The sequence below is a fragment of the Limnobacter sp. genome, from assembly GCF_043511195.1.
Classification (GTDB): Bacteria; Pseudomonadota; Gammaproteobacteria; order Burkholderiales; family Burkholderiaceae_B; genus Limnobacter.
On sequence record NZ_CP121330.1, the window covers coordinates 2,756,787 to 2,777,976 of the forward strand.

Sequence of the window (21,190 nt, forward strand, 5' to 3'; positions counted from 1 at the left end):
TTAGAGATGCCAATTATTAAAATTTTGCCCCATGAAAGCCTTTGCCCTGAAGGCAAAACATTTGAAGTACCCGTGGGTGCCCAATTGTGCGAAGCTATTTTGAACAACGACATTGCACTGGAACACGCTTGCGAAATGAGCTGTGCCTGTACCACTTGCCATGTCGTGATCAAGGAAGGTTTCAACAGCCTGAATGAAAGCGATGATGATGAAGATGACTTGCTGGACATGGCTTGGGGACTGACTCCCCAAAGTCGCTTGTCTTGCCAGGTGAAAGTAGCCGACAAAGACCTGGTGGTGGAATTGCCGAAATACACCATCAACCACGCACGCGAAAATCACTGATCAAGGGGGCCACAACATGAAATGGACTGACACGCTGGATATTGCGCTTGAATTGATTGATGCACACCCCGATGTAGACCCAAAGTACATTCGTTTCACGGATTTGCACAAATGGGTGTGTGCCCTGCCCGGCTTTGAAGATGACCCCAACAAGTCAAATGAAAAAATTCTGGAAGCAATCCAGATGACCTGGATTGAAGAGCAGGATTGATTACAACAAGCTGTTGATGGGTAGCAGGGAATAGAAAAACACCACAGTCCTTCGCCACAGCGTGGCCTTGGGCTCCAGATTGTGAACAATTTCCTTCCCGGCTTGCCGCTCTATCCACACCAAAGCATCGTTCTCATCCAGACGCACTTCATAAGCCATAATTGGCAGCGCCTGAAAGCCCAGTTCAATTTGCATTGCCAGCGCGGGGCTTTGAATCAAAAAGCCCATTTCCGTGTTCAAGTTCACAGACCGTGGATCGAAGTTGAACGAGCCCACAAATACGCGAGAACCATCCACTGCGAAAGTTTTCGTGTGCAGGCTTGAAGCCGAACTGCCGATCATCAGGTTGCGTTTGCCTCGATCAGAATTTTTAGCGCCAGGGGCACTTTTCAATTCGAACAGCTTCACACCAGCTTTCAACAACTCCACTCTGGTTTTTGCATAACCGGAATGCACGGCGGCCACATCGGTGGCCTCCAGCGAGTTCGTCAGTACCTGGACATTTACACCTGCTTTGGCCAAGCGGGAAAAGAATGCAACACCACGTTCAGTCGGCACAAAATACGGCGACACCACACTCAGGCTGAACTTGGGTTCTGCAATGAAATCACGCAACTCCGTCACCAGGTAATTTTCTCGGGTGGCTGTGTTCAACCCTTTGGCCGGGTCGTCACTCACCATGCGCACGGAGGTCCACTGAAGTGGCAAAGTGCCATTCATGAATTGGCGCAAAAAAACTGAATTCTCCACCGGAGTCTGATACTCCATGACACGCTCGGTCTGCTCAAAGTTCAGTGCACTTTGATCAATTTGATCAAGAATGGCTGGCTCGGTGGGCAGCAAAATTTTAGCGGATGGATACGCCGAGTCGCTTCGCCAGTAGGCATCGAAATCCCGAGATACGGCTCGGACCACATGGCCCACGCACAACATGTCCAGATCCATGAACACAGCCGCATCGGTTGCACCAAAGTATTCATCCCCAATGTTGCGCCCACCAGAAATGGTAACTATGTTGTCGACCGTGAACGACTTGTTGTGCATGCGCCGGTTCACGCGAGAAAAGTCGGTGAAGTAGCCCAGCCATTTGGGGTTGCGAATGACAAATGGATTGAACAGGCGAACCTCGATATTGGGGTGACGGTCCAGCCGATTCAATTGATTGTTCAGACCGGCAATGCCGTTGTCATCCAGCAGCAAACGAACCCGCACGCCACGGTCGGCTGCCTTGATCAATTCGTTGAACATAAAGGTACCTGTGGTGTCATTGCGCCACAGGTAAGACTGAATATCAATGGTGCGTTCGGCCGCTCGCAGCAAAATCACCCGACTGGCAAAGGCATCCTTGGGGTCTTGTATGGGGTATATGCCTGCTTTGCCGCGATGCTCGGTTTCCAGTGGGCCCAGTGCCCTGCCCAAACTGGTTTGACGGGCCAGTTGTTCACTCAGCGCGCTGGATTGAATGCGGTCATTGAGGAGCGGTAGTGCGCAGCCTTGCAGCAAACCAAGCAGTAGAAACACTGAGGCCCGAACAAGCAAGCGGCTCATGTCAGTTGGCAGGCAAAGCGTTGATGGAACGAAGTACCGCCCGGGTAATTGCTTCTCGCTTTGGCAAGTCGCCGATGCGATTGGGCGTGTCGATATTCAAGGCGAAAAATACGGGCCCATCTGGCCATTCAACATAGCCAACCCACCAGCCAAAGCGACCTTCCCAGCCCGTTTTGCCGCGAAGTATCCAGTCTTTTCCCGCCTCGACAATGATGATGTCTTTCACAAGTCGCTGGTGCTCTAGCTTGAAAGGCAAACTGTTCGTGTAAAGCTTTTGTAAAAACTGGATTTGCTCGAAGGCATTGATTCGAATATTTCCGTCGAGCCAATAACCGTCTTTTCCGCCACTGGGGTCGGCATTGCCATAGCCCGCCTTTTCCAGATAGGTGCGGGCGGCCTTCTCGCCAATTTGTTGGCCAATCCACTGATACACCCACACCACAGAGCCCCGCATGGAAGAGCGAAGGTTGTGATCTGAATTCCAGACATCGAAGTCACGTTTCTTCCCGTCCCATTTGAACACCTGAAACTCGTCTTTCACAACCCCGTGTTCAAGTGCAAACAGGGCATGGGGAATCTTGTAAGTGGAGGCAGGCCGATAGGGAGTGCTGGCACGTTTTGGATTGTGAACCTGAACCATTGCACCGGGAGTGCGTTGGTCCAACACCACTAGGGTGCCCTCGGCATTGTGCTGCTCAAAGAAGGTTTTCCATTCAGGGCGTTCCACTACCTCAAGCGGAGTGGCGCTGTGAACAGTGCTTACAACAAAAGAGAATGCAAGAACTACCGCATTGAACAGGCGCATCAACTCCCCCTTTTTTTCTTATCGAACAGCGGAGTCCTTTCCGATAATTTTATTGATCTCTGCGCTACTTAACGTTGAAGAGTCACATTTCGCATACCCGGTTCGCTCGGTCACCAGATAACGCACACCACTGCTGTTTTGCAAGCCTGTGTCTTTTTCGCCTTCCTGAATACTCAGTTCGTCGTAGGCTGCAGACAAACACGCCCGTTCTGCCCCGTTTCGCCAAGTGGTTCTGGCGGCATCAATATTGGTCCAGGGTGCATGGTTTGAACGCGCATAAATATAAAACAAATCCGGTCCAACTTCTTCCTGTTTGTAACCACCACCCAGCATGTTGTTGCCTTTGGACAAATCATGGGTGGAAGCACAACCCGCCAGGCAGGCCAACGCCACCGCAAACACAAGCTTTTGCAAAATAGAACTCCACAACAAATCAAAGAAAGGGCACATTGTGCCCCAGCCTGCTGACCTTAAATGGCCTTGCCATCGAAATCACTGGCGCTGTGCCGCTCTAGCACCTGCTCATTGCTTTCGCCCCAGGCGCGATTCACCATGCGCCCGCGAATTACAGCAGGCCGTTTGGCAATTTGCTCGGTCCAACGTAACACATTGGTGTAAGTGTGGGCTTCCAGAAACTCTGCGGCGTCATACACTTTGTTGGTGACCAAAGCACCATACCACGGCCAAATCGCCATGTCCGCAATGGTGTATTCGCTGCCTGAAATGTATTCCTGATCGGCCAATTGGCGATCCAGCACATCAAGCTGACGTTTTACTTCCATCGCGTAGCGATTAATCGGGTATTCATATTTTTCAGGCGCATAGGCATAAAAATGCCCAAAACCGCCACCCAACATAGGCGCGCTGCCCATTTGCCAGAACAACCACGACAAGGTTTCTGTTCGCTTTGCAGGGTCAGTGGGCAAGAATGCCTTGAACTTCTCAGCGAGATACAGCAGGATCGAACCCGATTCAAACACGCGTGTGGGTGGGTTGGTGCTGCGGTCAAGCAGGGCTGGAATTTTGCTGTTGGGGTTCACTTCAACAAATCCGCTGCTGAACTGGTCGCCGTTGGAAATATTGATCAACCAGGCATCGTATTCCGCACCGGAATGCCCCAAGGCAAGCAATTCTTCCAGCATTACAGTCACTTTTACGCCATTGGGCGTGGCCAGGGAATACAACTGCAAGGGCTGCTCGCCCACGGGCAAATCTTTCTCATGGGTGGCGCCAGCAATGGGGCGATTGATGTTGGCAAATTTGCCACCGCTTTCTTTGTCCCACACCCAGACATTGGGTGGCGTGTATTTGGAATCACTCATTATTCTGACCTCGCTTTGCTAAATGCTCAAAAAATATCAAGGTTTAGGATACCTTCAGGGAACCATGTTTTGATGAATCCAGTGTCCGGTTTCGTCAAGATCACAGCGAAATCGCACATGGCCCTCCCGCTTCAATTCCAATAATTCGACATTCAAAACTTTCACGTTCAACACCACAAAATTCATGCGGGCCGTGTCGAAATCGTAAGTCAAGCTGTCACCAACAAGCGCATCTCCGGGAGCGCTCAGGGTGGCGTAGTCTTTTCTGGCGTATTCGGGGATTCGATCCCAAAAACCATTCACAATCAATTCACTGGTCTCAGGCTTTGCAATGCCACATACTCTGAGTTGGGTGTTGCTGCGCGGGTTCCAGAACAACAAAGCGACACGCGAGTCGTGGGCCAGGTCAGCCATTTTCTGGCTTCGACGATCGGTGTAAAACACCAGCGCGTGTTCAGCCATATTCACGGCTCGCAAAACAACAGAGCGCGCCTGTGGTCCTTTTGCACCCGCAGTACTGAATGCGACTACACGCCATGGGTGCTTTTTGTCCACTGTGGCCCGCACCAAGGTTTTCCAGATTTCTTCGGCATGGTTCATGCTTCTCTCCACGCCGAAAACGGGTTTTGTTTGTTCGGCTTCATTTTTGGGATTACAAAGTGTCAATTCACGTTGCTCTGCGCCATATTACACGGTACCGATACGACCGCTTGATCAACCTGGGCCCTCAAGTGGTGCGTTTGCGCCCTGCTCCGCATTGCCGTACACGTATTTTGAGCTACAGCATGAAAGTGCTGCCGCAAACTCATTTCATCAACTGGCAACAAGACCCGCAAAGCAACTATTTGGGGCGTTTGATATTCCCTGAGCGCACCGGGATGATGGAAATTGCAGTTGATTTGGTGGCTGAAATGTCGGTGCTGAATCCCTTCGATTTTTTCCTGGAGGAAGCCGCCGAGTACTTTCCGTTTAAATACGATGCGTCGCTGGATCAGGAATTGGCGCCCTACCTGGTGCCCTGCCACACAGGCAAGGCGTTCAATGCCTACATGGCCGAGCTGAATTTGAGCCGTGTAAAAACCATTGATTTCCTGGTGGCCTTGAATCAAGACCTTGCGGGGCGGATCAAATACTTGATCCGGATGGAACCCGGTGTGCAAACACCCGATGAAACCTTGAACAGTGGCTCTGGTTCCTGCCGCGACACCGCTTGGCTGATGGTGCAAATATTTCGGCGTCTTGGCATGGCAGCGCGGTTTGCCTCTGGCTACCTGATTCAATTGACCAGCGATGTCAAAGCAATCGACGGCCCCGATGGCCCGGAAAAAGATTTCACTGATCTGCATGCGTGGTGTGAAGTGTATTTGCCCGGGGCTGGCTGGATCGGGTTGGACCCCACGTCGGGTTTGCTGGCGGGTGAGGGTCATATCCCCTTGGCCTGCACGCCCGAACCCGGAAGCGCCGCACCCATTACCGGCACGCTGGATGAATGTGAAGTTGAATTTGAACATGAAATGAGTGTGCAGCGTATTTACGAATCGCCGCGCACCAGCAAGCCCTACACCGAGGCGCAGTGGAAAGGTATCGAAGCACTGGGCTTTGAAGTGGACAAGGCACTGGACGCGCTGGATGTGCGCCTGACCATGGGCGGCGAACCCACTTTTGTGGCCAACACCGACCGCGGCGCAGCGGAGTGGAATGTGGATGCACTGGGCCCCACCAAGCGCGACTACGGCATCAAGGTGCTGAACAAGCTGGCCAAATACTACGGCAAAGGCGGTTTTTATCATTTTGGGCAAGGCAAATGGTACCCGGGCGAACAATTGCCCCGCTGGGCCTTGTCGATGTATTGGCTGAAAAGCGGTGAGGCAATCTGGAAAAATCCGAAACTGCTTAGCCATGAGCAAGTTGACGGCAAGGCGACCAACGCCACCGCCAAACAATTCATGGAGGAGCTTTGCAGCCGTTTGGGGCTGCACCCGCGCTATGTCATGCCCGGTTTCGAAGACGCCTGGTACTACATGTGGCGCGAACGCAAATTGCCAGTGAATGTGGACCCCTTCGATTCGCGGCTTGACGACCCGCTTGAACGAAAGCGCTTGAACAAGGTATTCACCCAAGGCCTGACTGAGGAAGTGGGATACTGCCTGCCCATTCAATCGGCCAAAGGGCAATGGCGAACAGGGCGATGGTTTCTGCGCGATGAACGCCTGTATCTGGTTCCTGGCGATTCGCCAATGGGTTATCGCCTGCCACTTGATTCACAACCCTGGGTGGCCAAGAAAGATTTTCCGTACACCATTCCTGCCGATCCGTTTGCGCCAGCAGCACCTTCCCGAATGGCGCTGCAAAAGCCAGGTGCAAAAACCGGCGCGGCGGATGACACCGAGCCTGTGTTGAAAGAATCGGCAACCCACGTGGTACGCACTGCCATGTGTGTACAGGTGCGAAATGGACACCTGTATGTATTCATGCCCCCACTGGAAGTACTGGACGACTACCTGGAGCTGGTGGCCCGAATAGAAGACACTGCAGAGGCGATGAACCAGCCTGTGGTGCTTGAAGGGTACCCGCCCCCGCGTGACAAACGCCTGACCATGCTGCAGGTGACACCCGACCCGGGCGTATTGGAAGTGAACGTGCAACCCAGCAAAACATGGGCTGAATTGCTGCACCTGACCAATAATTTGTACGAGGACGCACGGTTGATCGGACTTTCAACCGAGAAATTCATGCTCGATGGCCGGCACAGCGGCACGGGTGGCGGCAATCACTTTGTGATGGGCGGCGAAACACCCGAGAACAGCCCTTTCCTGCGCCGCCCCGACTTGCTGGGCAGCCTGCTGCGTTACTGGCACAACCACCCAGGTCTGTCATACCTGTTTTCGGGTCTGTTCATTGGCCCCACCAGCCAGGCACCGCGAGTGGATGAGGCGCGCAGCGATCAGGTGCATGAGCTGGAACTTGCGCTCACCGAACTGGGCCGGCAAATGCAAAAACACGCGGGTAAGCCACCGCCGTGGATTATCGATCGCTTGTTGCGCAACATTCTGATTGATTCAACGGGCAACACCCACCGCAGCGAATTTTGTATCGACAAGCTGTACAGCCCTGACACCTCAACAGGTCGACTGGGGCTGCTCGAGTTGCGTGCCTTCGAGATGCCACCCAATGCGCAAATGAGCCTTGCTCAACAACTGCTGCTGCGCGCCCTGATTGCCAAATTCTGGAAAACCCCCTACACCGGCCGTTTGGTGAAATGGGGCACGCGCTTGCACGATCAATTCATGCTGTCGACATTTGTAAAAAATGACATGGCCGATGTGGTGGCTGATTTGCAGGCCGCGGGCTTTCCGTTTCAACTGGATTGGTTTGCACCGCACTTTGCATTTCGTTTTCCAAAAATGGGCGACTTTTCCAGCCGGGGTGTGGAGGTGGAAATTTTCAGTGCACTGGAACCCTGGCATGTCTTGGGCGAAGAAGGTGCACCGGGTGGGACGGTGCGATATGTAGATTCCTCACTTGAACGCGTTGAAGTAAAAGTGAAAAACTTTGTGGACGAGCGCTACACACTGACTTGCAATGGCGTGCAAGTGCCCCTGCACCGCAGCGGCACTGAAGGCGAATATGTAGCTGGTGTGCGTTACCGGGCCTGGCAACCACCCAATGCCTTGCACCCCACCATTGATGTACACACGCCCTTGGTGTTTGAACTGATCGACACCTGGAACGGCCGCAGCCTGGGTGGCTGCCAGTATCACGTGGCACACCCTGGCGGGCGCAACTACGATATTTTCCCGGTGAATGCCTTTGAAGCGGAAAGTCGCAGGTTGACGCGCTTTTTCCGCATGGGCCACACCCAAGGAAAGGTTAGTGTAAAAAGCCCAAGTGGAAGACCGGAGTTCCCCATCACACTGGACCTAAGATGGTGTTAGGCATTTACAATAGGGCACCGAACTTTAGGCAATGACCGCTTTGAGCGCGAACCCGAACACCACCCTTGCAAATGTTGAGGTGCCCTGGCAACAGAGCATCCTACAAGGCACCAGTGCGTACTACAGCGAGCTGGCGGCCAAGGGCGTTCTTCGACCCGTCTGGGCTGACTTTGTCAACCGATTACCCACCACGGGGCTTAGCGATCACCTGGACAGCAAACTGAATGCGCTGGCCAAGCAAATTCGCGACAACGGCATTACCTACAATGTATACGCAGACCATGCACAAGGCACGTCACGCCCATGGTCTCTCGATTTGCTGCCCTTCATCATCGACCAAGCCGATTGGGCTGTACTTCAAGCCGGCATTGCCCAGCGCGCGCGCCTGCTAAATGCCATGATGGCCGATGTGTACGGCAAGCGCGAACTGCTCTCCAAAAGCCTTCTACCCGCCGATTTGGTGTACGGGCATTCTGGCTACTTGCCACAAATGCAAGGCACCGAACCTCAAAACGGGGTGTGGCTGCACATGGTGGCATTTGATTTGGGCCGCAGTCCCGATGGCAAATGGTGGGTGATCACCCACCGCATGCAGGCACCTTCCGGTCTGGGTTATGCCCTTGAAAACCGCTTGAGCATTTCGCGCAGTTTCACGCGTGGTTTCCGCGAAATGCACATTCAGCATTTGGCGGGGTTTTACCGCGACTACATCGACGGCATACGCAGACTTTCACCCAAAGGTGACAATGCACGCATTGCCCTGATGACCCCGGGCCCCTACAACGAAACCTATTTTGAACACACCTACCTGGCGCGCTACCTGGGCATATCGTTGGTTGAAGGCAGTGACCTGACCGTACGCAACAACCATGTATTCCTGAAAACGGTAAACGGGCTTGAACCCATCGATGGCCTGATTCGCCGTACCGACGACCAGTGGCTGGACCCACTTGAGCTGCGCGAAGACTCGCAACTGGGTGTTCCCGGCTTGCTGCAGGCCATTCGCACTGGCGGCGTAGTCATGGCCAACATGCCGGGCTCCGGCTGGTTGGAAAGCCCTGCCATTCATGGCTTCATGCCGGGTCTTGGGCAACATTACCTTCAGGAAGATTTGCTGCTGCCCAGCGTACCGAGTTGGTGGTGTGGGGAATCACCCGCCTGGGCGCAAGCCAGCGAAAGGCTGAACAACCTGGTGATTAAATCCACAGGGCCAAACCGGCGCGGGCGAACCATGGATTCGATCATGGGCTCCGAGCTCGATGAAATCGAGAAACGCGCATGGTTGTCGAAGATCAGCCAACGGCCTTCGCAGTACACCTTGCAGGAATTAATACCGCTCTCGCGCGTGCCCATTTGGACCGGCGCAGGTGGCATTGAAGAACGCGCCATGATGCTGCGACTATTCGCAGTGACCGACGGGCAAGGCAACTACACGGTCATGCCCGGCGGACTAACCCGCGTGGCAGGCGACCAAAATGGCATTGTGAGCATGCAAAAAGGTGGCACCAGCCTGGACACCTGGGTGCGCAGTGGCGAACCCGTAGAACGCACCACCAACCTGAAAGAAAAGCTACAAGCCAAAGATTTGCAAGCGTTGCGTAGACCTGTTTCCAGCCGAGCCGCTGAACACCTGTTCTGGTTGGGGCGTTACACCGAGCGCGCCAGTTTTTCCCTTCGCTTGTTGATGCGCGCCCAATTGCTGCTGAACGAGGAAGAATACCTGGACCCCACCACGCTCGGCCTGTTGCATGAATTGTGCGGCAAACAGGGCTTAAGCACAGAGCTGGACCCGGCCGAACCATTGACTCAAGATGAACTGGAAACCAATATTCTTGAAAGGCTGTGGTACAAAACCGGCGTGGATGCACCTGCCGCGGTGGGTTTGGCAGGTCAACTGAATGGACTGGCCAACGTGGCGGGTCAACTGCGCGAGCGCTTAAGCAGTGGCCACTGGCGCCTGTTGAACGATTGCGCCAAAGTGCTGACCGAACCCGAATGGGTTCGTTTCCAGCGCACCTTGCCCACTTCATCACTTGAACAGGTACAGTTGTATTTGTTGGCCATGCACGGTGAACAAAGCGACCACATGACCCGCGACAATGGCTGGCGCTTTTTACAGCTAGGGCGTCAGCTTGAACGTCTGTGCGGCGCATGCGACTGCTTGTTGTCAATGACGAGCATGCCCGGGCGTGCCGGTGAACATGGTTTGGCCCTGGCCATTGCGCTGGCCGACAGCACGATTACTTACAGGTCGCGCTACCAGCACCGTTTTGAATGGTTGCCCACACTCGACCTGCTGATTTTTGACGAAGACGCGCCCTATGCCATTCGCCGAATTCTGTATAAGCTGGACATTGTGATCGACCGTTTGCCTGGCGATACCAGTCAAATACGCCAATTGTTCGACAGCGTGTACCGCAATGGCGACATGCCCAAGGGACTTAGCCTTGAGGGGTTGCAACCACCCTTCCCGGCCGAAACAGGGCGTCAGTTGCGTGTTTGGTTGCAAGAATTACTCGATACTGCCCACAAGGTTTCCGACCTGGTCGGTGCTCAATATTTCAGACTGGCTGAATTGCCCGATCAAGTCATTCAGGGAAGATAAATCAATGACCTTCTCCGAAAGAAGAAAGGTGACCCATGTCACCGACTACGACTATCACCAACCCGCAGAGTGCGCTCAGCAAATTTGTATCCTCCAACCGCAGGAAGGAGTAGGCATGCAAGCAGGCCCCCTGCGCAAGGGGCAAAAGCTGATTTCGCACAGTTTGAAAATTCGGCCAAACCCTTCAAGCGTGCAAAGCAACACCGATGCATTCGGCAATGTGGTTCATCACTTTGAGATGAATTACCCACATGACAATCTGGAAGTGCTCAGTGAAAGTGAAGTCGAGGTGAGCAGCTTTTTGCACACAGGTCCAATCGATGATTTGATCAGCCCAAGCTTGAATGATTTGGTAGACCAGTTGCGCTATCAGGCCGGTCAGGCGATTTCAAGCGATTATCAGTTCAGGTTTGAATCCAAGCATGTGCCGCTGCTCGACTCGCTTCGCGATTACGGCAGTCTTGATTTCTGGCCAGGCCGTCAAATTGTGCATGCAGGGCAAGCGCTCATGCAGCGTATTTTTCGTGAGTTCAGCTATCAAAGTGGATCAACCACCATTCACACCACCGTTGAAGAAGTGATGCAAAGCCGCGAAGGTGTTTGCCAGGACTTTGCGCACGTGATGTTGGGCGTACTCCGTTCACTTGGACTTTCAGCGCGCTATGTGAGTGGTTATATGCTGACTGAACCACCGCCCGGGCAGCCCAAGCTGCTGGGCGCCGATGCCAGCCATGCTTGGGCATCGCTTTGGTGCGGGCCTGATGTGGGCTGGGTCGACTTCGACCCGACCAACAACCAGTTACCGGACACGCGCTACGTGACTGTGGCGATTGGGCGTGACTATGCTGATGTGCCACCGATGCGCGGGGTTGTGCATGGGGGTGGAGAGCATACGCTGAAGGTGGCTGTAACGGTGTTCTGAGTTGCGCGTCGTTCAGCCAGTTGCTTGTTGGCCTCCGTGCACGTTGGATTATTCACCAGTTCGTTTGCTGCCTCCACGCTTGTCGCGTATCCTCCAGCTGCTTTCTTGATGGCCTCCGCTCATGTCGCTTCATCCCGCCTTGGCGGACTTTATTCCCTTCTTGATTGTTGGCTCGGTTCATGCGAAACGCAAAAGCGTGTTCGCATCGCTTCCTATCGGAAGCGCCCCTCGCTGTGCATCAAGCGGGCAGCCCACCTGAACTCGGCGAGATGAATGCAACAAAGCGCGGAGGCCTAAAAATGCCTGTGACAATCCTTTCAAGACGGAATATCCTTGGATGACTGCTTGAACACCTTCGACTGTCCAGACCTATTGACTTCGAAGCCGTATTCACCTTCCCTCATATTGATTCGATACGAAAAGCGGCCGCTCACTCCAGCATCGTTTGTACTCAGTTCATAGAAACACTCATCCGCTTGGGCACAACCTTCCTGAAACAGAAAACGACTGGTCTTCTCGTCAATCCAATCGGATCTGATTTCCCGATCAGCCGTCTTGATCAAGATTGGTCGCTGATCAGTGTCGCAAAAATTCTCGACGATCAACACTTCATGAGATTTGAATATCAACTCGCATGCAGTTTCCGAATGCATAAACAGTTGAGTCGATAGTCGCTGATCAGACGCGGAACATGCAGAAATAATCGGAAGGGAAGCAAGTATTACAACAAAGGCAGAGCAAAGCATAGTGAGCCGAGCAATATTTTGGATGCTCAGTGTAATAGTGCGCTCACAGAACGCAAATTAAATGTTCTGTTGTGCATCACCGGCGCTCAAGTTCACCTCATGTGTTGCACCGTTCCGCCGATTTCAGGTGGGCTGCCCGTTTGATGCGCAGCGAGGGGCGATTGCGCAAGCAATCGATGCGAACACGCTTTTGCGTTTCGCATGAACCGAGCCAGCAATCAAGAAGGGATTAAAGCCCGCCAAGGCGGGATGGTGCGACACATGAGGTGAGCATTGCACTTGCGGTGAACACAAACCGCGCAGGAGACTGAATCACTCCCGCGCGGTGCAAATTTGACTTAGTCCTCGCGCCGTAAGTGCGGAAACAAAATCACGTCCCGAATATTCGGGCTGTCAGTGATCAGCATCGTCAAACGGTCAATACCGATGCCACAACCACCAGTGGGTGGCATGCCGTATTCAAGCGCACGAATAAAGTCAGCGTCGTAGAACATGGCTTCATCATCGCCTGCCTCTTTCGCCTCAACCTGCTTTTTGAATCGATCCGCCTGGTCTTCCGGGTCGTTCAATTCAGAGAACCCGTTGGCAATTTCACGACCAGTAATGAACAACTCAAAGCGCTCGGTAATTTGTGAATTCGCATCGGATGCTCGCGCCAAAGGCGACACCTCAACCGGGTAGTCCACAATGAATGTGGGTTCCCACAACAGGCTTTCAGATGTTTCTTCAAACAAAGCCAACTGCAAAGCACCGATGCCTGCGTTTTTCAATGCAGGCTCTTTGTCCACATGCACACCCTTCTTGGCCAAGGCCTGCTTCAGGTAGTCGATATTCTGCAAATCTTCCGTGCCGTATTCGGGGAAATACTTTTGAATCGCCTCAACAATCGTTAAGCGTGCAAACGGCTTGGACAAATCAAGCTCACGACCCTGGTAAGTCAAGCTTGCACTGCCGGTTGCTGTAGTGGCCACGTGTTGAATCACCTGCTCGGTGAAGTCCATCAGGTCGCGGTAATTCCAGTACGCCGCATAGAATTCCATCATGGTGAATTCAGGGTTGTGGCGCGGGCTGACCCCTTCATTGCGGAAGTTGCGGTTGATCTCGAACACCCGCTCGAAGCCACCCACAATCAGGCGTTTCAAATACAGTTCAGGCGCAATGCGCAGGTACATTTCCATGTCCAGTGCATTGTGGTGTGTGACGAATGGTTTGGCCGAGGCACCGCCAGGAATCACATGCAACATCGGCGTTTCCACTTCCAGAAACCCGTGATTGGTCATGAAATTTCGAATCGAGGACATGCCTTTGGAACGAGTCACAAAGGTGTCGCGTGTTTGCTCGGAAACGATCAAATCCACGTAACGCTGACGGTATTTGATTTCCTGATCAGCCAAGCCATGAAATTTGTCGGGCAGCGGGCGCAGGCTTTTTGCCAACAAATGAATTTCCGTGCAGTGCACGCTCAATTCACCTTTGTTGGTTTTGAACAGCTTGCCTTTGGCCGCAACGATATCGCCCAAATCCCAGTGCTTGAATTCGCCGTGAACGTCTTCGCCCACGCCTTCATTGTTGATGTAAAACTGAATGCGACCAGTGCCGTCTTGCACGGTTGCAAAACTGGCCTTGCCCATCACACGTTTCAACATCATGCGGCCAGAAACTGACACCTCAATGCCTTGCGGATCGAGTGTTTCTTTGTCCAGCAAACCGTAATGTGCATGCAAATCGGCAGCGCGGTGTTCAGGCTTGAAGCTGTTGGGGAAAGGCTGACCTTTCTCGCGCAATTTGCTCAGCTTGCCACGTCGCTCGGCAATAATCTGGTTCTCGTCGACTGGCATTTCGTCGCCAGCGGCTTGTGTTTTGTCGTTCATGGTTTAGATACCTTGCTTCAAGCTGGCTTCAATGAATGGGTCGAGATCGCCATCGAGTACGCGCTGTGTGTTGGAAATTTCAACACCAGTGCGCAGGTCTTTGATACGGCTGTTGTCCAGCACATAACTGCGAATTTGGTGGCCCCAGCCCACATCGGTTTTGGTGTCTTCCAAAGCCTGTTGCTCGGCCATGCGCTTGCGCATTTCGAACTCATACAGTTTGGCTTTCAACATGCCCCAGGCTTCATCGCGGTTGCGGTGCTGCGAACGGTCGTTTTGACACTGCACCACAATGCCTGTGGGTATGTGGGTTAGGCGAACAGCCGAGTCGGTTTTGTTGATGTGCTGACCACCCGCACCACTGGCACGGTAGGTGTCGGTTCGCACATCGGCGGGGTTAATGTCGATCTCGAATGAGTCATCCACTTCAGGGTACACAAACAGGGAAGCAAATGAGGTGTGTCGCCCACCCGAGGAATCGAAAGGCGATTTGCGAACCAAACGGTGTACGCCGGTTTCGGTGCGCAGATAACCAAACGCATACTCACCTTCCACCTTGATGGTGGCCGATTTAACGCCGGCCACTTCACCGTCAGACTGTTCCATCACCTCGACCTTGAAGCCCTTGCGTTCGCAATAGCGCAGGTATTGGCGCAACAAAATGCTGGCCCAGTCTTGGGCTTCGGTGCCACCGGCACCTGCAGTAATGTCGATGAAGCAGTTGGCCGGGTCGGCCGGGTTGCTAAACATGCGGCGGAATTCGAGGTCAGCAATGATTTTTTCGTATTCGGCGACATCGCCTTCAATGGCTTCCAGCGCATCGAAGTCGCCCTCGGCCTGGGCCATTTCGACCAGTTCCTGTGCGTCGCTAATATTGGATTGCACGGTGTTCATGGTCACCACGACGCCATCGAGCATCTTTTTCTCTTTGCCCAGCTCCTGTGCATGTTTGGGATCATTCCAAACATTGGGGTCTTCCAGTTCGGCGTCAACTACTGTGAGTCGCTCGGCCTTGCGGTCGACGTCAAAGATACCTCCGCAACTGGCCAGCACGGTCGGCTTGGTCAGTCAGGGCGTTGATGATGGCATTCAGGCGTTCGGCTTCCATGTTTCTCTAATGTATTCAATGTGCGTAACCCGATATTGTAACGCAAGCCGCCTTACAACACATGCTCCACAATGATTTGCACCGCATCGCCGCCGGTGAAAGTGTCCCGTTCAAACCGGTAAGCCAGTTTCACTTTGGCCGGCAGTGCCTCTACTGCTCGCCAACGCAAGGCCACGAAGGTTTTCCCATCGCGGCGCAAGGTGAACTTGCTGTGTGCGTTTTTCAGCAAACGGTGCTCCAGCACCTCAAATTCATCACAAAACAGAGGAGCCGGGAAGCCCTGCCCCCACACCTGTGTATCCAGCAAATCCACAGCGCTGGCTGCAATGTAGTCGGCGGGAATGGAACCATCGGTTTCGACCACCTGTGTTAGCGCACTGGGGTCGCTTAAATCAAGAATGGCTTTGGCAAATTCAATTTTGAATTGCTCAATGGCGCCCTCGGCAATGGTTAAGCCAGCCGCCATGGCGTGCCCGCCGAACTTGGGCATGCTGCCTTCGGGCAGGCGTTTGCACACCAAATCAAGCACATCGCGCAAATGCACGCCCTGCACGGAACGGCCACTGCCTTTCCAGAAGCCGTCGTCGCCAGGGGCCAAGGCAATGGTGGGGCGATACAGGCGTTCTTTGATGCGAGAGGCTAAAATGCCAATGACACCTTGATGCCAAGTGCCGTGCGCCACCACAATGCCCGCAGCAGGTTCGTCCTGGCTGATGAATTTTTCAATGTCTTCCAGCGCGTCGCGTTTCATGTCGGCTTCTATGCGCTTGCGTTCTTCGTTCATTTTGCCAAGCTGGGCGGCCAGCGCACTGGCCTCAGCAGCGTCGTCGGCCAACAAAGTGCGAATGCCGATCGCCATGTCGGCGAGGCGACCTGCTGCGTTCAGTCGTGGCCCAAGGGCAAAACCCATGTCGGCGGCTGTGGCCTTGCGGGGATCACGGCTGGCCTCATGAAACAAGGCCAGCATGCCCGGTTGGGCGCGGCCTGCGCGTATGCGCTGTAAACCGTGCGCCACCAGGCGGCGGTTGTTCGCATCCAGCTTCACCACATCGGCCACGGTACCAAGCGCAACAAGGTCAAGCAGCGCATCAATGCGGGGTTGGCTGGCGGCATCGAACACGCCGCGTTCGCGCAACACGGCACGGGTGGCCAGCAACACATAAAACATCACGCCCACCCCGGCAATCGATTTGCTGGGAAATTCACAACCTGGCTGGTTGGGGTTCACAATGGCCAAGGCTTGCGGCAGTTGCTCGCCGGGCAAGTGGTGGTCGGTCACAATCACGCCAATACCCAGCTCATTGGCCTCATTCACGCCTTCAACACTGGCAATGCCGTTGTCCACGGTCACCAGCAAATCAGGTTCAAACTGCTGCGCCGCCAGCTGAACAATTTCAGGGCTTAGGCCGTAACCATATTCAAAGCGGTTGGGCACCAAAAAATCAATGTGGTACTTGGCGGCTTCTTCATCGGCGCCCAGGCTTTGCAGCAGCATGCGCAAGCCGCGCACGCCCACCGCTGTCGCAGTTGCGCCATCGCAATCGTAATCACCCACAATCACGATGCGCGCACCGGCTTCCAGTGCATCTGCCAAAATTTCTGCGGCTTGATCAATTCCTTTGAGTTGAGCAGGTGGAATCAAATCAGCCAGTTTGGTTTCTGCTTCAGCTTGGGTATCGACTCCACGCGTGGCCATTAAACGGGCCAACAAAGGGTGCATGCCTTGGCTGCGAAGTACAGCCTCAACTTGCGGACGTGGCGTTCGAACCCGGTGCTGAACCGCATTGTTCAAAGTGTTCATGACCGCCCCTCCCATTCAGCCTGAATGCTGTCCTGGTCGCGCTGGCCTTGTTGCCATGCGGCTTGCAGGTCTTCCTCGGAAGGACCTTCCTGCACTTCGGGTTCACCCAGCACGGCCCAGTTGGGTGTGTTCTGCCAAAATTTAAAGCGGTTCATCCAGTTACTTTTTAAAGTTTTCCATCCATTGTTGCCCAACAGCACCCAGTTAAAGGCCAAGCCCGCCAGGCGCATGGGTTGCAGCACTTCGCTTTCCAGCAGTTTGAACACAGCAATATTGCCACCCCAACCTTGAAAGTTTACGCAATACACATGATCGGGTTTTGGCCCGGAATGGGCGCCCTGTTTTAATACGGGACCCAGCAATTGGGTCCAGAACACAAAGCGGTTTAGGGCTTCATCTGCACCATCGGTCATTTTTACGGCATCAAACACGCCATCCTCTGACACCGATTTCACACGCGGCAAAGGCACTTCCGTTTGCCAAGCCTCACCACCGCCCCAAAACCACAACGCATTCAAAGGCTTTAAGCCTTTGGCCTCGCGGGCCTTGTTGAATTCAGCGTTGTGCAATTCCACCTGCATATTCAGCCACATGCGCCGCCAGTCGCTGCATTCGTGGGTCATGGGCAGGTAATCGGTCAATCGAATGCCTTGCACCGACCAAGGCGAAGCCTGCTCCATAGGCACAGGCACAGGGTTGCTCAACAGGCTGTGCAAACCAGCGGGCGTGTTCAAGGCCCAGCCATGTTTTTCCAGCAGAGGTTTCACCACGCTCCAGAAGGCGTCCAGGTCAGCTTGGCCAACCTGCAACACCTCGGGTGGCGTAAAGCGCACGCCATCGCGTTCAATTTCCAGACAACCCACTGTGCCCCAAAACCGGGTGAAAGGCGTTAGAGGTGCTGTGTTGTCGCCTGCCTCCGGGTTTTGGATCATGGCCCAAGCCGGGTACTGGTCGAACTTTGCCCGGGCTTGTGAATCCAAGTATCGCAACAGCCAGGCTTCGATACGGTCAAGCCCATCCGCATTTTGGTATTCTGGCGCAGCGTTTCTGGCCATGGTTTGCAGCAAACCGGCTGGCAAGCCCGCAAAAGACTGGGCCTGCGAATTGGCAGACAGGCGTTCAAGTGCCATTTCAGGCACAAGAATGTTGGGAACGAACACCCACAAAGGCGCATTGCTTGGTTTGGACACGGTTTTATTCACACTACAATGAGAGCGCTTTGAAACTTCAGAAGCGCATTTGAACAATTCGGGACAATTTGTGATTAGTTTACCCTTTGATGTTGAAATTGCACTGCGTTATGTGCGCGGTGGCGGCCACAGAAGCCGCGACAAATTCATTTCCTTCATTTCCGGATTGTCCATGGCCGGTATTGGGCTTGGCGTTGCCGCCCTGATCGTGGTGTTGTCGGTGATGAACGGTTTTCAGAAAGAAGTTCGAGATCGCATGCTGTCGGTGATTGCACACATCGAGGTACTGGCCCCGCAGGAAGGGTTCGACAACCCCGAGGCGCTGGTGGGTGCGATCAAAAGCGCCAACCCCAAAGTAATTGGTGCTGCGCCTTATGTGGCCGGTGAAAGCATGCTGGCCCATGGCGATTTATTGCGCCCCGCCATTGTTCGCGGCATTGACCCCGCGCAAGAACAGCAAGTGTCGGATTTCAAGGAAGTGATTTCCGGCAGCCTCAGCAACCTGCAAGCTGGCGAATTCCGCGTTGTTTTGGGCATTGAGTTGGCCAAGCAGATTGGTGTCAGCGTGGGCGACCGAATTACGCTGATTGCGCCTTCGGGCCAAATGACCCCCGCTGGCATGATCCCCCGCCTGAAGGCATTCGAAATTACTGCCTTGGTAAGCACTGGCCACTATGAATACGACAGTGGCCTGGTGCTGATGAATATCGACGACGCAGCGCGTTTTTATCGCAGCCTTGGCCCCACAGGCATTCGCGTGAAGCTCAACGACATGGACGCCGCCCCCTTTGTGGCCCGCGACATTGAAAACCAATTGCCACCTAGCGTGTGGGTTCGCGATTGGTCGGTACAAAACCGCACCTGGTTTGCTGCGGTTCAAACCGAGAAACGCATGATGTTCATTATCCTGACCCTGATTATCGCCGTGGCCGCATTCAACCTGGTTTCGATGCTGGTAATGACCGTGAAAGACAAACGCGGCGAAATCGCGATTTTGCGCACCTTGGGAGCAAGCCCATTTGCGATTCAAAGAATTTTCATGTTGCAAGGCGCATTGGTGGGCTGGATAGGCACATTTCTGGGTGTAACAGCGGGTTGGTTGTTGGCCATCAATTTGGGCACCATTGTGCCGGCCATCGAGCGCGCACTCAGCGTTGAATTTTTGCCAAAATCAATTTACTTCATCAGCCAGTTGCCCTCCGACCCACGCGCAAGCGATGTGGTCACTATCGTAACCGTGGCCTTGGTGCTCAGCGTGCTCAGCACCATTTACCCAAGCTGGCGCGCATCGCGTGCCGAACCTGCGGAGGCCCTGCGTTATGAGTAATGTTGTTCTGGAAACCAAAAACCTGAGCAAGGCGTTCAAAGGCATTACTGCGAACGACAAAGCCACACAAGTCATCAAAAACCTGAACTTTCAGGTGCATGCAGGCGAAACCGTGGCAATTGTTGGTGCCTCCGGCGCGGGTAAAAGCACACTGTTGCATGTGTTGGGTGGGCTCGAGAAAGCCGACAGCGGTTCAGTGCTGTGGGCTGGCCAGGCTATTGAGCCATGGTCGGTGCGCAAACTGGGCATGGAACGCAACAAAACGCTGGGATTTATTTACCAGTTTCACCATTTACTGCCCGAGTTTCATGCCTTGGACAATGTCGCCATGGCATTGCGCATTGGTGGTGAGAACAAACAAGTGGCGCGAGAAAAAAGCGCCGTGCTGTTGAAACAATTTGGGCTTGAACACCGGCTAAACCACCGCCCTGCGGAGTTGTCGGGCGGCGAACGCCAGCGCGTGGCGATTGCGCGCGCCATGGTGACCAACCCAAAAGCCATTTTGGCTGATGAGCCCACCGGCAACCTGGACCAGGAAACTGCCGACCAGGTATTTGAAAGCCTGATTCACAGCAAGGCAGCCAACAAATCTGCCTTGATCATCGTGACTCATTCCATGGAACTGGCGCGCAAGTGCAGCAGGGTGTTGAGGCTTGAGAAGGGTGAACTGAAGGCGGAGTGAACTATACGAATCGACTTAGCTCATTTTTGTGGTGCTTGATCCACTGAAACAGATTGTTGTGCACTGTCATCGAATGATGAGTCGATTTGAAATTCCACCAAAGATATAAGCAAGCAAAGTATTGTTTATGTTCACTCCCTGTATTTGCCCATGGAAATAGTGACTAGGTACCCTTTGTTGTCCGGATATCGGGTGTCCTCGTAACAGGTGATCACGATCATGAGCTGGTATAGTTTCCCGGCGTTCCAGTGAGTACTTAGGGCAGCGCACTTTTTAAGCGCTTCGTGCCAAACAGGAGTGTCGTCATATGCTGGAAACTCTTCTGGCTCATCAAGTTCCCACCCCGATTTTCTCCATTGATTCTGCAGATCCAGCACGATCTCTAGGGCTTCCTGGAGTGGAAGTGGCTCGACTTGGGGGGACATCCTAATACTGTCTATTTTTCCCCTGTTGAAACCAACCATGAAAAATTTAGCTGGAGGAGTTTTAAATCCATACTCAGAGTCTGCAAACCTTAAATAAGCAAGTTCTTTGGGCGTGCGGTACCAAATTTCATCGGGTATGTCATCGGCAATTTCTGCGCTTGATCTAGCCTGCATGTCTTTCCAAGGCTCACCGATTATTAATGCAATTTCCTTGGCTGGCGTCAGCATTTCAGCTGCTTTGCAAGCACCAACTACGAGAAGTGTTGTTGTCAACACAGTGAGAATCTTGTGGCTTTTTACCCACTGAAACAGATTGTTGTTCACTGTCATCGAATGTTGTTTCCATT

At 53.6% G+C, this 21,190-nt stretch carries 17 protein-coding genes; 7 read left to right on the forward strand and 10 right to left on the reverse strand.

Annotation, left to right across the window (positions count from 1 at the left end; genetic code table 11):
• The first annotated feature begins 6 nt into the window (after nt 1–6).
• Both fdx and iscX read left to right on the forward strand, forming a co-directional pair.
• Nucleotides 7–345 carry an ISC system 2Fe-2S type ferredoxin gene (gene fdx / locus P0D43_RS13130; protein WP_159571493.1) on the forward strand — a complete coding sequence of 113 codons (339 nt, stop codon included), beginning with the start codon at nt 7–9 and terminating at the stop codon, nt 343–345.
• A gap of 16 nt (nt 346–361) precedes the next feature.
• The gene (gene iscX, locus P0D43_RS13135) at nt 362–556 is read left to right on the forward strand and encodes a Fe-S cluster assembly protein IscX (protein ID WP_159571497.1); all 195 of its coding nucleotides are present in this window, start codon (nt 362–364) and stop codon (nt 554–556) included.
• Here iscX and P0D43_RS13140 read toward each other — a convergent pair whose 3' ends face one another.
• Genes P0D43_RS13140 through P0D43_RS13160 form a run of 5 tightly spaced genes read right to left on the reverse strand, consistent with a single transcriptional unit; the run spans nt 557 to nt 4,831 of the window.
• The gene (locus tag P0D43_RS13140; protein WP_394672622.1) at nt 557–2,104 is read right to left on the reverse strand and encodes a phospholipase D family protein; all 1,548 of its coding nucleotides are present in this window, start codon (nt 2,102–2,104) and stop codon (nt 557–559) included. It abuts the gene before it with no gap.
• Between the two features lies 1 nt (nt 2,105).
• On the reverse strand, nt 2,106–2,909 hold the full coding sequence (blaOXA, locus tag P0D43_RS13145) for a class D beta-lactamase (RefSeq protein WP_394672623.1): 804 nt from the start codon (nt 2,907–2,909) through the stop codon (nt 2,106–2,108).
• 18 nt (nt 2,910–2,927) lie between these two features.
• A complete protein-coding gene (locus P0D43_RS13150; protein ID WP_394672624.1) occupies nt 2,928–3,323 on the reverse strand; it encodes a hypothetical protein in 396 nt (131 codons plus the stop codon).
• Between the two features lie 56 nt (nt 3,324–3,379).
• A complete protein-coding gene (gene yghU, locus P0D43_RS13155) occupies nt 3,380–4,231 on the reverse strand; it encodes a glutathione-dependent disulfide-bond oxidoreductase (RefSeq protein WP_159571506.1) in 852 nt (283 codons plus the stop codon).
• Between the two features lie 54 nt (nt 4,232–4,285).
• Nucleotides 4,286–4,831 carry a pyridoxamine 5'-phosphate oxidase family protein gene (locus tag P0D43_RS13160; RefSeq protein ID WP_341237758.1) on the reverse strand — a complete coding sequence of 182 codons (546 nt, stop codon included), beginning with the start codon at nt 4,829–4,831 and terminating at the stop codon, nt 4,286–4,288.
• Between the two features lie 59 nt (nt 4,832–4,890).
• Here P0D43_RS13160 and P0D43_RS13165 point away from each other — a divergent pair, with 59 nt between their 5' ends.
• From P0D43_RS13165 to P0D43_RS13175, 3 genes are read left to right on the forward strand one after another with little or no spacing between them, the layout of a single operon-like run.
• Nucleotides 4,891–8,166 carry a DUF2126 domain-containing protein gene (locus tag P0D43_RS13165; RefSeq protein ID WP_394672625.1) on the forward strand — a complete coding sequence of 1,092 codons (3,276 nt, stop codon included), beginning with the start codon at nt 4,891–4,893 and terminating at the stop codon, nt 8,164–8,166.
• Between the two features lie 31 nt (nt 8,167–8,197).
• Nucleotides 8,198–10,771, forward strand: a complete 2,574-nt coding sequence (locus P0D43_RS13170; RefSeq protein ID WP_394672626.1) for a circularly permuted type 2 ATP-grasp protein — start codon at nt 8,198–8,200, stop codon at nt 10,769–10,771.
• Nucleotides 10,772–10,775: 4 nt separating this feature from the next.
• Nucleotides 10,776–11,693 carry a transglutaminase N-terminal domain-containing protein gene (locus P0D43_RS13175; RefSeq protein WP_394672627.1) on the forward strand — a complete coding sequence of 306 codons (918 nt, stop codon included), beginning with the start codon at nt 10,776–10,778 and terminating at the stop codon, nt 11,691–11,693.
• Between the two features lie 1,084 nt (nt 11,694–12,777).
• Here the strand turns inward: P0D43_RS13175 and lysS are convergent.
• The 4 genes from lysS to P0D43_RS13195 form a co-directional block, all read right to left on the reverse strand.
• Entirely contained in the window at nt 12,778–14,310 is a 1,533-nt protein-coding gene (gene lysS / locus P0D43_RS13180) for a lysine--tRNA ligase (protein WP_394672628.1), read from the reverse strand.
• Between the two features lie 3 nt (nt 14,311–14,313).
• Nucleotides 14,314–15,418 (reverse strand): peptide chain release factor 2 gene (gene prfB, locus P0D43_RS13185; protein WP_159571524.1). Its coding sequence is split into 2 segments (ribosomal slippage): nt 14,314–15,336 and nt 15,338–15,418, totalling 1,104 coding nucleotides; the frame shifts between segments, so codons are not numbered across the junction.
• Nucleotides 15,419–15,470: 52 nt separating this feature from the next.
• Entirely contained in the window at nt 15,471–17,219 is a 1,749-nt protein-coding gene (recJ, locus tag P0D43_RS13190; RefSeq protein ID WP_394672629.1) for a single-stranded-DNA-specific exonuclease RecJ, read from the reverse strand.
• On the reverse strand, nt 17,216–18,409 hold the full coding sequence (locus P0D43_RS13195; RefSeq protein WP_394672630.1) for a hypothetical protein: 1,194 nt from the start codon (nt 18,407–18,409) through the stop codon (nt 17,216–17,218). The genes recJ and P0D43_RS13195 overlap by 4 nt, the downstream gene beginning before the upstream one ends.
• A gap of 73 nt (nt 18,410–18,482) precedes the next feature.
• Between P0D43_RS13195 and P0D43_RS13200 the strand changes: the two genes are divergently transcribed.
• Both P0D43_RS13200 and P0D43_RS13205 read left to right on the forward strand, forming a co-directional pair.
• On the forward strand, nt 18,483–19,736 hold the full coding sequence (locus P0D43_RS13200) for a lipoprotein-releasing ABC transporter permease subunit (RefSeq protein ID WP_394673728.1): 1,254 nt from the start codon (nt 18,483–18,485) through the stop codon (nt 19,734–19,736).
• The gene (locus P0D43_RS13205; RefSeq protein WP_394672631.1) at nt 19,729–20,418 is read left to right on the forward strand and encodes an ABC transporter ATP-binding protein; all 690 of its coding nucleotides are present in this window, start codon (nt 19,729–19,731) and stop codon (nt 20,416–20,418) included. The genes P0D43_RS13200 and P0D43_RS13205 overlap by 8 nt, the downstream gene beginning before the upstream one ends.
• A gap of 131 nt (nt 20,419–20,549) precedes the next feature.
• On the opposite strand, the gene P0D43_RS13210 is transcribed toward P0D43_RS13205, so the two are convergent.
• The gene (locus P0D43_RS13210; RefSeq protein ID WP_394672632.1) at nt 20,550–21,173 is read right to left on the reverse strand and encodes a hypothetical protein; all 624 of its coding nucleotides are present in this window, start codon (nt 21,171–21,173) and stop codon (nt 20,550–20,552) included.
• Nucleotides 21,174–21,190 lie beyond the last annotated feature (17 nt).